A 12,852-nucleotide genomic window follows, 5' to 3' on the forward strand; every position below is an offset into this window, starting at 1 on the left:
AGTTTGACTGAGACGTTTAAATGTATTGGATGCGGTGTTGTCATCCAAACGGAAAATAAAAATGAAGTTGGTTACACACCCGCTTCTTCGTTAGAGAAAGAACATATCATTTGTCAGCGTTGTTTTCGCTTAAAGCATTACAATGAAATTCAAGATGTGTCATTAACAGATGATGATTTTTTACGGATTTTAAATGGAATTGGACAATCTGATGCATTAGTTGTTAAAATTGTTGATATTTTTGACTTTAGTGGAAGCTGGCTTCCTGGTCTGCATCGCTTCGTCGGAAATAATAAAGTACTTCTTGTCGGTAACAAGGCAGATTTAATTCCAAAATCAGTAAAGAAGGAAAAGCTTACACATTGGATGCGCTATAGTGCAAAGCAACTTGGCTTAAAGCCGGAAGATGTTTTCTTAATTAGTGCAGCAAAAGGTGAAGGTATTGATGAGCTTGCAAATGCAATTGAACAATATCGTGATGGAAAAGATGTTTATGTTGTTGGATGTACAAATGTTGGGAAATCAACGTTTATTAACCGTATTATTAAAACGTTTAGCGAGGAAACGGAAAATGTCATTACGACATCACATTTTCCGGGTACAACACTGGACTTAATCGATATTCCACTCGATGAAACTTCATCTTTATATGATACACCAGGTATTATTAATCATCATCAAATGGCGCATTATGTTGGAAAACAAAGCTTAAAAATAATTACGCCAACAAAAGAAATTAAGCCGATGGTTTTTCAACTTAATGAGGAACAGACGTTATTCTTCGGTGGACTAGCAAGATTTGATTATATAAGCGGTGGTCGTCGTTCGTTTGCTTGTCATCTATCCAATCGTCTTACGATTCATCGTACGAAGCTTGAAAAAGCAGATGCATTGTATGAAAAGCATGCTGGGGAATTATTAAATCCGCCAACACCAGAAGAACTTGAGAACATGCCAGAGCTTGTAAAGTATGAGTTTACCATTCATGAACCGAAAACAGATGTTGTATTTTCAGGTTTAGGGTGGGTAACAGTGAATGAAGCTGGTGCAAAAATTGCAGCGCATGTACCAAAAGGAGTTAGTGTTTCATTACGTAAATCTTTAATTTAAAGTGGTGAGGACTTGTGAAACAATTATATGGCGTAATTGGAAATCCAATTGGACATTCCTTATCACCGCTTATGCATAATGATGCATTTGTCCATTTAGAGATGGATGCACATTATCATGCTTTTCTCGTTCAAGAGAGTGAATTAGGCGAAGCAGTGAAAGGATTGAAGGCACTTGGAGTTGTTGGATTTAATGTGACAACGCCGCACAAGGTTTCGATTATGAAGCATTTAGACGAAATTGATCCTTTGGCAGAACAAATCGGTGCGGTAAATACAGTGCTTCATAAAGAAGGAAAATTAATTGGCTATAATACAGATGGAATAGGGTATGTTCGTTCATTGCAATTTATTAGTAAAGAGCCATTGACGAACAAACGTATTTTACTGCTCGGAGCCGGTGGGGCGTGCCGTGCGATCTATTATTCACTTGCAGATGCTGGTGTGAAAGAGATTGATATTGCGAATCGTACAGTAGAGAAAGCAGAGCAGCTTATTGCAGATTGTAGAAGTGAAGTCGCGTCTTTGGCGCTTTCCTTAGAAGAAGCAACGGATAAACAGGCACTGTATGATATTATCATCCATACAACGACAGTAGGGATGCATCCTCATGTAGGAGATACACCGCTACGCATTCGAGGTTTGAAAAAAGGAAGTATTGTGTCTGACATTATTTATAATCCGTTTGAAACGAAGTTATTGCAAGACGCGAAGGCGCATGGAGCGATTGTACAAAATGGCATTGATATGTTTGTCTTTCAAGGCGCACTTGCATTTGAAATTTGGACGGGGTGTTTGCCGAATATAGAACGAATGAAACAAATAGTAATGAAAAAGCTTGGAGGCTAAATACATGTTAACAGGAAAACAAAAACGATTTTTACGTGCAGAGGCGCATCATTTAACACCAATTTTTCAAGTTGGTAAAGGCGGCGTAAATGAAAATATGGTAAAACAAATTGCAGAAGCGCTAGAAGTACGCGAGTTGATAAAGGTTAGCGTACTGCAAAACTGCGAATTTGATCGCCATGAAGTAGCAGAAGAGGTTGCGGAAGGTGCAAAAGCTGAACTTGTACAGGTAATCGGAAGTACAATCGTCTTATATAAAGAATCAAAAGAAAATAAACGTATTGTGTTACCAAAAATAAAGTAACGATTTCTAAAAGTTAGTTGAACCAATCGAGTTCTTATAGGTGCCTCGTTTTTTCATGAATGAGAACTATCACCTATAAGGGTAAGGTAAAGGGGCGTTTTCTTTGAAGAGAATCGGGATTATTGGCGGGACATTTGACCCGCCTCATAATGGGCATTTGTTAATTGCAAATGAAGTGTATGATGAATTAGGGCTTGATGAAGTTTGGTTTCTGCCAAATCAAATCCCCCCTCATAAACGAGATAAGGAAGTTGCAAGTGTACGTAATCGTTTAGAAATGATTCATTTAGCAATTGAACAAGACATGCATTTCTCTATTTGTTTAACGGAACTGGAACGAGAAGGTCCGTCTTACACATATGACACTATGTTACAATTGACAAAGGAGCATCCAGATGTTCAATTTTATTTTATTATTGGCGGGGATATGGTGGAGTATTTACCAAAATGGTATAACATCGATGAATTGTTAAAGCTCGTTACATTTGTCGGCGTTGCTCGTCTTGGTTATACACTTTCTACGCCTTATGACATTGTAACGGTAGAAATTCCGGAATTTGCTATCTCTTCTTCGCTTCTTCGCGAACGTTTTACAAAGAAGAAGACATGCAAATATTTGCTTCCTAAAGGAGTACAGGAATACATTGAGAGGAATGGGCTATATGGATCGTAAACGAGCGCTTGAAATTGTGAAACAACAAATGCATGAAAAGCGTTATATTCATACAATTGGTGTTATGGAAACGGCTATCGAACTTGCAAAGCAATATGGTGTTGATGAAAAAAAGGCGGAAATGGCAGCAATTTTTCACGATTATGCAAAGTGTAGACCGATTTCAGAAATGGAAGAGATTATTAAGCGAGAAAATTTGCCAAAAGATTTATTGCTTTATAATAAAGAATTATGGCATGCACCAGTTGGGGCATATTTAGTAGAACGAGAAGTCGGTATTACAGACGCTGACATATTACAAGCTATTACGTACCATACGAGTGGACATGAACAGATGACGATGCTTGATAAGGTGATTTACGTGGCGGATTATATTGAACCTGGTCGTAAGTTTCCAGGCGTTGAAGAAGCACGGAAGTTAGCGCGAGAAGATCTCAATCAAGCGTTATTATATGCTTTAAAGCATACGATACAATTTTTAATGGAAAAGAATCAAACGATTTATCCATTAACATTTCAAACGTATAATGCAGTCATTAAGGAGGACCTTACGAAATGAAGGATAGAGAATTATTAGTATTAGCAGCGCGAGCAGCTGATGATAAAAGAGCAGAAGATATTGTTGTGTTGAACATGCAAGGGATTTCCCCGCTTGCTGATTATTTTGTAATTTGTCATGGTAACTCAGATAAACAAGTACAAGCAATTGCTCGTGAAGTTAAAGAACAAGCACATGAAGTACAAGTTGATGTAAAACGTATGGAAGGCTTTGAAGAAGCACGTTGGGTACTCGTTGATCTTGGTGATGTTGTTGTACACGTATTCCATAAAGATGAGCGTGATTATTATAATTTAGAACGTCTTTGGGGCGATGTACCACGCGAAGATGTTACAGAAGAGTTAGGTCAATGAGATACGAACAGTTTGCATTGTTATACGATGAGCTAATGAATGATGTCCCATATGAAAAATGGGTGGAATTTACGGAACAAAGCTTGGCGCAAGTTGATAAGACTGATGCGAAAATTCTTGATGTTGCTTGCGGAACAGGGAATGTTACGTTACCTCTTGTACAAAAAGGGTACGATGTAACAGGAGTAGATCTATCAGAGGAAATGTTAACAATTGCTCAGCAAAAGTTAGGTGAAGAAGGGCAATTTATTCCTTTTTATCAACAAGATATGCGTGAGTTAGATGTTCCAGGCGAGTTCGATTGTGTAACAATTTTTTGTGATTCTTTAAATTATGTACTAGAAGAAGAGGGCATCCAAGAGACATTCCGACGTGTGTATCATCATTTGCGCCCAGATGGTTTGTTTTTGTTTGATGTGCACTCTCTTTATAAAATTCATCACGTATTTCAAAATGAAACGTATACAATGAATGAAGATGAAATCTCTCTTATTTGGAACTGTTTCCCAGGTGAAGGGCCAAATAGTGTGGAGCATGACTTGACATTTTTTGTACGAGATGAAGAAGAGGATGTGTATCATCGGTTTGATGAATTGCATATGCAGCGTACATATCCTGTTGAAGAACTGACGGAGTGGCTTGAAAAAGCTGGTTTTACTGTTCTTCGTGTAACAGGAGACTTCGAAAGAATGGAAGTCACAGAACAAACAGAGCGAATCTTCTTTGTCGCTACAAAAAACGCATAATAAAAAAGCAACCATTCTCGGTTGCTTTTTTATTATATAGCAAAAAATAAAATATTTTATGAAGGAATATAGTTGTTTTCGTCGTAAAAGATATATTAATGTTTATTAAATTGCTGTTCTATGTGCTCTACATCTTCTTCGTACTTTTCATGTGTTCGTTTTAACACCTTGTTAAACAAATCTCCAATATGTTCGTCTAAAACGCGAATCCCTTCTCCTGTTATACCTCCTTTTACGCAAACTTTCTCCTGTAAAGTTGGTAAAGTGAAAATTTGCTTTTCTAGCAGTTTTCCCATCCCAATAATCATTTCGCTCGCTAAAATAGTAGCTTCTTCACGTGTAATATTTGTTTCCTCTACAGATGCGTCAATAAAACGTTGTAATAAGTAGCTGAAAAATGCTGGGCCGCAGCTTGCGATATCGGATGCTACCCTTGTGATATTCTCTTCAATGATGATAGGTTTAGAGATTTTTTGAAACAAGTTCAATATGCGTTTTTGCCATTCTTGTGAGCAGTTTTTCCCGAATGTGCATAAAGAACCCCCGGCTAATGCGCGATTTGTAATACTTGGAATAATACGAGCAACGTGACAAGATACAATCGTCTCTAATTGCCCGGTAGATATGGGACTTGTAATAGAGATTAGACATTTATCGTTGGTAAGAATTGAAGCATGCTTTGTCAAAATAGAGTGTATGTCTAATGGCTTTACACAAATAAAAATGAGCTCAGAGCGTTCGATTACTTCTTGGATTGTTTTTGCTATATGAATAGAAGGATACTTCTCTTTTATATGATATGCTTTTGCGAAAGTGCGATTAATGATAGTAAGACACGAAGGTTTGACAGCGCGGGCTTCGATACATGCATCAATAAGTATATTCCCCATATTTCCTGTTCCTATTATTCCTATGTTCAATGTTTCATCCCCTCCTTCGTAACATCTTTCTCCTAAACAATATGAAGTTTATATTGAATTTATGAATTAGAGGTGCAAAATGATGATGATGAATTTGCCCAGAAAGTGGTTCGTTTTGTTTGCAGCAATTGGTGTTGTCAGTATTTTATTTGTATGGCAAACAAAAGGTGGACAAGAACAATCGGCAGTGAAAGTGGAAGCGAATTCGAAGATACAAGAAAGAAAGGAGAAAGCAAAGGTAACAGAATCTAAATTGCAATCGAAAACGATTATTGTTGATACGAAAGGAGCTGTGCATCGTGAAGGGGTATATGAATTACAAAGCGGAGCACGGGTGAAAGATGCCGTTGAAAAGGCAGGAGGATTTTTACCAGAAGCAGATGTTACAAAAGTAAATTTAGCACAGTTTGTACAAGATCAAATGGTGATTTATGTACCGAAAAAAGGAGAGCAAATTGCCACTGTGAATGGAGCACCTTTGTCAGAAGGGAAAATACAAATAAACACAGCGACAAAGGACCAGCTTGAAAAAATATCGGGCATTGGTCCTAGAAAAGCAGAAAATATTATAAAGTATCGTGAGCAGCATGGCCCCTTTCAAAAAGTAGAAGATTTATTAGAGGTCGATGGAATTGGTGAAAAATCACTGGAAAAAATGAAAGGTGAGATAATTGTTCATTAAATAAACATTGACGACTTTTTTCTTATTTCGCTACACTATAAGCAGATTAAAAAGTAGGTGAAGATAATGGAACGAGTTTCTTGGGATCAATATTTTATGACACAAAGTCATTTATTATCACTTCGCAGCACGTGCACAAGGCTTGCGGTTGGCGCGACAATTGTGCGTGATAAACGTATTATTGCTGGTGGCTATAATGGGTCGATTGCCGGCGGTGTGCATTGTATAGATGAAGGCTGCTATGTGATTGATAATCATTGTGTGCGTACAATTCATGCCGAAATGAATGCGCTGCTACAATGCGCGAAATTTGGTGCGAAAATAGATGGTGCGGAAATTTATGTCACGCATTTTCCGTGTTTACATTGCTGTAAGGCGATTATTCAAAGTGGTATTACAGCAGTGTATTATGCACAAGATTATAAAAATCATCCGTATGCACTTGAGTTGTTTGAGCAAGCAAATGTAAAAGTAAAACATGTTCCTCTTGCATTTGACGTAACAACATTAGAAGAACAACGAAAAATACAAGAGTTAAAACAGTTTTTGTCTTCGTTACAAACTGACGAAATGACGTTAGAACAGTTGCAACAAGTATTACTGCAGGCAAAAAATATGGTATAAACCGTGGGGTGAGCACGTGTTGCACGGGCAATGGATTTGCGTTGCAATCTCAGTTATCTTTGGGATTGCAACAGCTTATTCCTCTTTTTCTGTCGTTCCTTTTCTTATATTTGGTTGTTATTGTGCAGTTTGTTTTTCACGTACCTCTCTTCCAATGCTCTCCTTGATTATCCTCGCGTTTGGTCTTACCTATGTATACGCAATTTATGTAGATGCGCAAAATGATTCTATGCTTTCTTTTCGGGAAACAGACGTAATAGGTACAATTCAAAGTACGCCGATTATAAATGGAAATCGCCTTTCTTTCCAGTTGCAAATGAACAATGATGAAACAGTCCAGTTGTTTTATAAAATCCCTTCTCGTGAATTAAAAGAAAAATTGAAACAGTTAACCCCTGGTATGGTGTGTACGTTTACTGGTATGTTGAAAGAACCACCATCTCCTCGTAATTTCTATGCGTTTGATTATAAGGATTATTTATATAAACAGCATATTCATGCCCTTTTTGAAGTGGAATCGCTTTCGAATTGTGTGCAAAAAGATGTTTCATTTATCCATTGGTTATTTTCAGTGCGACAACGGGCTGTTTCTTATATAGGAGAGACTTTTTCTGGGCAGTCAGCAGCTTTTATGAATGCTTTATTGTTTGGTGATCGTCAATATATGACGTTTGAAGTAGAAGAACAGTATCAACAGTTTGGACTTGTTCATTTATTAGCGATATCAGGATCACACATTGTTTTGTTAACTGCAATATGTTATTTTGTATCCCTTCGAATTGGTATGACGCGTGAAAGCACAACGATGCTTCTGCTTGTTTGTATTCCGTTATATATGTTTTGTGCAGGGGCTTCACCATCTGTTGTTCGAGCATCTATAGCAGCTGTTATTGTGTTCGGGGCCCTTACGCGAGCGGTGAGAGTGTCAGGGATGGATGCTTTAAGTATGACATTAATAATTATGCTTTTTTATGATCCGTATGTATTGTTTGACATTGGGTTTCAGTTTTCATTTGTTGGAAGTTTTTCTCTTTTATTATCTTCATCACGTCTGTTAACTAATGAAAATGGTATAGTGAAAAATTCTATATACCTTTCCGTTATTTCTCAATTGACAAGTACACCTATTTTGCTTTATCACTTCGGTTATGTTTCTCCTTACAGTATTCTTCTCAATATGATTTATGTCCCGTTTTTATCTTTATTTGTTTTGCCGGCTTGTATTGTGATTCTTGTATGCCTTCTATGCCTTCCGATTGTATCCCAATGGTTAGCTAGTCTGTTGTCTCTATGTATACATGTTTCAAATGTGATGCTTCAAATGTGCGAAGCTTTACCGTTTGCGCGTCTTACCTTTGGACAAACCCAGTCATTTCTTGTTGCTTTATATTGTATAAGTGTTGTAACTGTTCTTTTATCATGGGAAGGACTTATTTGGAGAAAATATCGCTTGCTATTTCTATTGAGTTTTTTCATTCTTAGTACATGTCACTATGCCTTTCCATATGTAAATGCAAACGGAAGTGTTACGTATATTGATGTCGGACAAGGGGATGCCATTTTGATTCGCCTTCCATACAACCAAGGGACATATTTAATTGATACGGGTGGAACACTTCCGGTAAAGAAGGAAGAATGGCAGCAGAAAAAACATGAATTTTCCGTTGGACATGATATTCTCGTTCCTTTTTTGCAAAAAGAGGGTGTGCGGATGATTGATAAGTTAATTGTGACACATGGAGATATGGATCACATGGGAGCAGTGCAAGAGGTAATGCAATCGATTGCTGTAAAAGAGGTTGTACTAGGGAAAAAGATAAAATTTTCCCTACTTGAACAACAAATACAGCAGCTTGCTGCGCAAAAGAATGTGCCCATTCGAATTGTAGAAAAGGGAGATAGCTGGAAGGCGGGAGAGACGGTGTTTTCAGTATTATCGCCAGAAGGAGAAGAAAAAGAAGATAATAATCAATCTATTGTACTTTGGGCAAAAATAGGGGGATTAACATGGTTGTTTACGGGTGATTTAGAAGAAGTAGGTGAGAAACGCTTCATACAATGGTATCCAGAGCTGCATGCAGACGTTTTAAAAGTTGGACATCACGGTAGTAAAACGTCATCTTCAGGACAGTTTTTAGATACTATTCAGCCAAAAAAAGCCATTATTTCTGTTGGAGAGAAAAATCGTTATGGTCATCCGTATATCGAAGTATTAGAACGTCTAACAGAGCGTGGCATTGAGGTGTGGCGAACGGATGAACAAGGGGCAATTTCTTACGTTTTCCGAGGGGAGATGGGAACGTTTCATAGTAAGTTAACATATAATGAAACACAGAAAAAAAGAAGACTGCCACATGCAGTCTTTAAGAACCGATAAATTTAACGACTGTTGCGATGATAAATAAAGTGGTAAAAAATCCGAATGAAACGATAAAGCCTACCCCTGAATCGGTAGCATCATTACGCTTACTTTGAACGTTTTTTTCAAATTCATTCATCTTTGAATCCCTCCCAACATTCCACTTTAGTATAAAATATTGTCAGAAAAAAATCTACAATTTATCCTGTTATTCGTGGGCAGTAAGATTCTTTTTCAAGAATGTGAGAGCGGGGAACAACTGCTTATAAAATCCTGATAGGTTCAATGCTTTTCCAAGTGTGTTAACAGTTGTCATTCATAGCCCGTAAGGTAGGTGTAAATAATAAAATCAAGATGGTTACCGTTATGAAATAAGATGCCCGGGGCTTATTTTGTAACGTTTTATATAGATCAAGGAACGGGTAGCTGCCCGTTCCTTTGGACTTGTAAAACGGTAGCTGTCACATTACTATAAGTATATAAAGTGTTAGGGAGTAGGAAGTTACATGAGTGATATACATAAAAAAATAAAGAAAAAGCAATTTGCTTCGTTATATTTGTTATATGGAACAGAGGCGTATTTTATCAATGAAACGCTGCGGCTTTTAACATCAGAAGCGTTAGCTGAAGAGGACCGTGAGTTCAATATTGTTACGTATGACTTGGAGGAAGCGTACATAGAGGAAGTTGTTGAGGACGCAAGGACGCTTCCTTTTTTTGGGGAACGTAAAATTATCGTTGTAAAATCACCGTTGTTTTTAACATCGCAAAAAGCAAAAATTGAGCAAAACGTCAAAGTGCTAGAAGAATATATTGCTGAACCTTCACCATTTTCTATCCTTGTGTTTATTGCTCCGTTTGAAAAATTGGACGAGCGTAAAAAAGTTACGAAGCTCTTGAAAAAAACAGCGGATGTAGTAGAAGCAAATGCTATGCAAGTACAAGATGTACGTAAATGGATTATAAGCCGTACGGAAGAAATGCATATTCAAATAGAAGAAGCGGCAGTTAGTTTACTATTAGAGCTTGTTGGAAGCAATGTAACGATGCTTGCTAAGGAAATGGATAAGCTGACATTATATGTTGGAGCAGGCGGTGAAATTACGGCAAAGCTTGTCGCAGAACTCGTTCCAAAGTCCGTTGAACAAAATGTATTTTCTTTAACAGAAAAGGTAGTAAAAAAAGATATTGCAGGTGCAATGCGTATTTTAGAAGGGTTATTTACACAGCAAGAAGAGCCAATTAAATTGCTTGCCCTTCTTGTAAGTCAATTTCGTTTATTATATCAAGTGAAAGAACTTCAGCAGCGCGGTTATGGGCAAAATCAAATAGCATCGCATATTGGGGTGCATCCGTATCGTGTGAAGTTGGCTATGAATCAAACGAATTTCTTCTCCTTTGAAGCGTTAAAACGAGTAATTCACGAACTTGCTGAGGCAGATTATAATATGAAGACAGGAAGAATGGATAAACGCCTTGTACTAGAATTTTTTCTCATGCGTTTAAATCATATTGAATAGTGGGAAAATGTTCATGTAGATAACTGCATGAACATTTTTTTGTAAATAAAAAACGACCCATATGGATCGTTTTTAAACGCCTTACGCGTTTACTTGTTTCGCTAAGCGAGATTTTTGACGAGATGCAACGTTTTGGTGGATAAGACCTTTACGAGCTGCTTTGTCAAGTTTTTTAGAAGCTACTTTGTATGCTTCTTTTGCTGTTTCAAGATCGTTATTGTTAACTAAAGCCTCTACAGTTTTAACAGCTGTACGCATGTCAGACTTGATAGAAGCGTTATGTGCACGACGCTCTTCGCTAAGTTTAGCACGTTTGATAGCAGATTTAATGTTTGCCATATCTTTCACCTCCCTGGTGCAATCGAGTGACTCGATTCTTACATAGAACAAGTGATATTCTATCAAACGAAGAAGAGAATTGCAATAGTGAGATCGATGAAATTTCGATATAGGAAAAGAATGTCTGAAAATAAATTGGGGAATTCTAATGAATATTTATTATAAATAGTGGAGGAGATTGTATGAGTGAACCGCTTGATTTAAGTAAATATGGGATTCGAACAGATCTTGCATTAGAAGCGCACCAAATGCTGCAAGAGAAGCAAGAAGAAAAAACTGCGATTCAAGGTGTAATTGTAAAAGAGCGCGAAGAAGAAGGGATTACAATCACAAAGGTGACGATTGATGAAAGTGCCGCTCCGGCGATGGGAAAGAAAGCAGGAAATTATTTAACTTTAGAAGTGCAAGGAATTCGCCAGCAAGATACAGCGTTGCAACAAAAAGTAGAGGGGATTTTTGCAAAGGAATTTTCGTGCTTTCTAAAAGAAATTGGAATAAGTGAAGAAGCGAGCTGCTTAATTGTTGGCCTTGGCAACTGGAATGTAACGCCGGATGCATTAGGCCCAATTGTTGTAGAGAATGTCCTTGTTACGCGCCATTTATTTAAGTTGCAGCCGGAAAGTGTTGAGGAAGGGTTCCGTCCTGTCAGCGCGATTAGGCCAGGCGTTATGGGGATTACTGGCATTGAAACGAGCGATATGATTTATGGTGTCATTGAAAAAACGAAACCAGACTTTGTGATTGCAATTGATGCGCTTGCTGCTCGTTCTATTGAACGAGTAAATAGTACCATCCAAATTTCGGATACTGGAATTCACCCTGGTTCTGGTGTTGGAAATAAACGAAAAGAACTGAGTAAAGATACGCTAGGTATACCGGTGATTGCAATTGGTGTTCCAACTGTTGTAGATGCGGTTTCGATTACAAGTGATACAATTGATTATATTTTAAAGCACTTTGGACGTGAGATGCGTGAAGGGGGAAAACCAGCCCGTTCTTTACTTCCAGCTGGTTTTACATTTGGTGAGAAGAAGAAGCTTACAGAAGAAGATATGCCAGATGAAAAAAGTCGCAATATGTTTTTAGGAGTTGTTGGTACGCTTGAAGAAGAAGAGAAGCGAAAATTAATTTATGAAGTGCTAGCACCGTTAGGGCATAATTTAATGGTAACACCTAAAGAAGTGGATGCGTTTATTGAAGATATGGCAAACCTGATTGCGAGTGGTTTGAACGCAGCTCTTCATCATCAAGTTGATCAAGATAACACAGGGGCATATACGCATTGATCGGAAAAGGAGAAATAAGAATTGGAGCGGTTTACACGCAAATGTATCATTCTCGTTGTTAGCGCATTTCTTATAACGTTAGCGGGTATGCAAGTTGCCAATAGCGGATTGAAACGAATGAAAGGCTATAACAATCCAACCTATGAGCAAATTGCTCACATAACAGGAACAAATTACGGCGATGTAGAAACAACAATTCTTGGAAATGTATTTTCCGTTGAAGAAAAACAAAAGCAACTAGAAGAATTAAACAGCTTTAATATGTTCGAGAGTATGGGAAGAGGATTGACTTCTTTGGTGCAAAATGTCATTCGCAGCATAACATATACCATTGTTGATAAAATGAAAGGTATATTTCATTAATTTAAAGTATAAAAAAGCGGCTATCTTACGTACGAGTAGGATAGCTTTTTGTATTTTTAGGAAAGGTTTGTCTATTGTTTACGAATTGCATATGATAAAAGTAAGAGTACTTGCTTATAACGCTGCACCAGTTTTCATTGAATCTTTTTCCTGGTATTGATATAAT

The 12,852-nt window shown here is 37.6% G+C and carries 16 protein-coding genes; 13 read left to right on the top strand and 3 right to left on the bottom strand.

The genetic code is table 11. The features are described from left to right. Positions 1 to 3 precede the first annotated feature (3 nt). The 7 genes from yqeH (at position 4) to MR076_RS18165 (ending at position 4,593) form a co-directional block, all read left to right on the top strand. Complete coding sequence (gene yqeH / locus MR076_RS18135) at positions 4 to 1,110, top strand: ribosome biogenesis GTPase YqeH (protein WP_242222852.1); 1,107 nt, start codon at positions 4 to 6, stop codon at positions 1,108 to 1,110. Positions 1,111 to 1,124: 14 nt separating this feature from the next. Next, the gene (aroE, locus tag MR076_RS18140) at positions 1,125 to 1,958 is read left to right on the top strand and encodes a shikimate dehydrogenase (protein WP_242222854.1); all 834 of its coding nucleotides are present in this window, start codon (positions 1,125 to 1,127) and stop codon (positions 1,956 to 1,958) included. Positions 1,959 to 1,962: 4 nt separating this feature from the next. Beyond that, positions 1,963 to 2,262 carry a ribosome assembly RNA-binding protein YhbY gene (gene yhbY / locus MR076_RS18145; protein ID WP_242222857.1) on the top strand — a complete coding sequence of 100 codons (300 nt, stop codon included), beginning with the start codon at positions 1,963 to 1,965 and terminating at the stop codon, positions 2,260 to 2,262. 103 nt (positions 2,263 to 2,365) lie between these two features. Next, positions 2,366 to 2,935, top strand: a complete 570-nt coding sequence (locus tag MR076_RS18150; protein WP_242222859.1) for a nicotinate-nucleotide adenylyltransferase — start codon at positions 2,366 to 2,368, stop codon at positions 2,933 to 2,935. After that, on the top strand, positions 2,925 to 3,494 hold the full coding sequence (yqeK, locus tag MR076_RS18155) for a bis(5'-nucleosyl)-tetraphosphatase (symmetrical) YqeK (protein ID WP_242222860.1): 570 nt from the start codon (positions 2,925 to 2,927) through the stop codon (positions 3,492 to 3,494). Before MR076_RS18150 ends, yqeK begins: the two co-directional genes overlap by 11 nt. After that, positions 3,491 to 3,847, top strand: a complete 357-nt coding sequence (gene rsfS, locus MR076_RS18160; protein WP_020062222.1) for a ribosome silencing factor — start codon at positions 3,491 to 3,493, stop codon at positions 3,845 to 3,847. Before yqeK ends, rsfS begins: the two co-directional genes overlap by 4 nt. Further along, entirely contained in the window at positions 3,844 to 4,593 is a 750-nt protein-coding gene (locus tag MR076_RS18165) for a class I SAM-dependent DNA methyltransferase (protein WP_242222862.1), read from the top strand. Before rsfS ends, MR076_RS18165 begins: the two co-directional genes overlap by 4 nt. A 95-nt stretch (positions 4,594 to 4,688) precedes the next feature. Here the strand turns inward: MR076_RS18165 and comER are convergent, their stop codons facing one another. After that, positions 4,689 to 5,513, bottom strand: coding sequence for a late competence protein ComER (gene comER / locus MR076_RS18170; protein WP_242222864.1), 825 nt, complete (start codon positions 5,511 to 5,513; stop codon positions 4,689 to 4,691). An 82-nt stretch (positions 5,514 to 5,595) separates the two neighbouring features. Between comER and MR076_RS18175 the strand changes: the two genes are divergently transcribed. The 3 genes from MR076_RS18175 to MR076_RS18185 all read left to right on the top strand — a co-directional run bounded on the left by MR076_RS18175 (position 5,596) and on the right by MR076_RS18185 (position 9,196). Continuing rightward, positions 5,596 to 6,195, top strand: coding sequence for a helix-hairpin-helix domain-containing protein (locus tag MR076_RS18175; RefSeq protein WP_277928537.1), 600 nt, complete (start codon positions 5,596 to 5,598; stop codon positions 6,193 to 6,195). 66 nt (positions 6,196 to 6,261) lie between these two features. Next, positions 6,262 to 6,819, top strand: a complete 558-nt coding sequence (locus MR076_RS18180; RefSeq protein ID WP_242222866.1) for a ComE operon protein 2 — start codon at positions 6,262 to 6,264, stop codon at positions 6,817 to 6,819. A 19-nt stretch (positions 6,820 to 6,838) separates the two neighbouring features. Beyond that, entirely contained in the window at positions 6,839 to 9,196 is a 2,358-nt protein-coding gene (locus MR076_RS18185; protein WP_242222868.1) for a DNA internalization-related competence protein ComEC/Rec2, read from the top strand. Here the strand turns inward: MR076_RS18185 and MR076_RS18190 are convergent. Next, the gene (locus MR076_RS18190; RefSeq protein WP_242222870.1) at positions 9,183 to 9,317 is read right to left on the bottom strand and encodes a YqzM family protein; all 135 of its coding nucleotides are present in this window, start codon (positions 9,315 to 9,317) and stop codon (positions 9,183 to 9,185) included. The genes MR076_RS18185 and MR076_RS18190 overlap by 14 nt on opposite strands. A 367-nt stretch (positions 9,318 to 9,684) precedes the next feature. Here MR076_RS18190 and holA point away from each other — a divergent pair, with 367 nt between their 5' ends. Beyond that, entirely contained in the window at positions 9,685 to 10,698 is a 1,014-nt protein-coding gene (gene holA / locus MR076_RS18195; RefSeq protein WP_242222872.1) for a DNA polymerase III subunit delta, read from the top strand. Between the two features lie 81 nt (positions 10,699 to 10,779). On the opposite strand, the gene rpsT is transcribed toward holA, so the two are convergent. Beyond that, entirely contained in the window at positions 10,780 to 11,037 is a 258-nt protein-coding gene (gene rpsT / locus MR076_RS18200) for a 30S ribosomal protein S20 (protein ID WP_020062230.1), read from the bottom strand. 182 nt (positions 11,038 to 11,219) lie between these two features. Here rpsT and gpr point away from each other — a divergent pair, with 182 nt between their 5' ends. Next, on the top strand, positions 11,220 to 12,323 hold the full coding sequence (gpr, locus tag MR076_RS18205; RefSeq protein WP_242222874.1) for a GPR endopeptidase: 1,104 nt from the start codon (positions 11,220 to 11,222) through the stop codon (positions 12,321 to 12,323). A 21-nt stretch (positions 12,324 to 12,344) separates the two neighbouring features. Continuing rightward, complete coding sequence (locus MR076_RS18210; protein ID WP_242222876.1) at positions 12,345 to 12,686, top strand: YqxA family protein; 342 nt, start codon at positions 12,345 to 12,347, stop codon at positions 12,684 to 12,686. Positions 12,687 to 12,852 lie beyond the last annotated feature (166 nt).

This window comes from Bacillus cereus group sp. BfR-BA-01380 (assembly GCF_022663535.1).
Classification (GTDB): domain Bacteria; phylum Bacillota; class Bacilli; order Bacillales; family Bacillaceae_G; genus Bacillus_A; species Bacillus_A cereus_BB.

What these genes read in the sequence shown, in the direction of transcription:
- MR076_RS18175 (WP_277928537.1), top strand. Translation starts at nt 5,596, where the DNA reads ATGATGATGAATTTGCCCAGAAAGTGGTTCGTTTTGTTTGCAGCAATT.
- rpsT (WP_020062230.1), bottom strand. Translation starts at nt 11,037, where the DNA reads ATGGCAAACATTAAATCTGCTATCAAACGTGCTAAACTTAGCGAAGAG.
- rsfS (WP_020062222.1), top strand. Translation starts at nt 3,491, where the DNA reads ATGAAGGATAGAGAATTATTAGTATTAGCAGCGCGAGCAGCTGATGAT.
- MR076_RS18180 (WP_242222866.1), top strand. Translation starts at nt 6,262, where the DNA reads ATGGAACGAGTTTCTTGGGATCAATATTTTATGACACAAAGTCATTTA.
- MR076_RS18190 (WP_242222870.1), bottom strand. Translation starts at nt 9,317, where the DNA reads ATGAATGAATTTGAAAAAAACGTTCAAAGTAAGCGTAATGATGCTACC.
- yqeK (WP_242222860.1), top strand. Translation starts at nt 2,925, where the DNA reads ATGGATCGTAAACGAGCGCTTGAAATTGTGAAACAACAAATGCATGAA.
- yhbY (WP_242222857.1), top strand. Translation starts at nt 1,963, where the DNA reads ATGTTAACAGGAAAACAAAAACGATTTTTACGTGCAGAGGCGCATCAT.
- gpr (WP_242222874.1), top strand. Translation starts at nt 11,220, where the DNA reads ATGAGTGAACCGCTTGATTTAAGTAAATATGGGATTCGAACAGATCTT.
- MR076_RS18165 (WP_242222862.1), top strand. Translation starts at nt 3,844, where the DNA reads ATGAGATACGAACAGTTTGCATTGTTATACGATGAGCTAATGAATGAT.
- holA (WP_242222872.1), top strand. Translation starts at nt 9,685, where the DNA reads ATGAGTGATATACATAAAAAAATAAAGAAAAAGCAATTTGCTTCGTTA.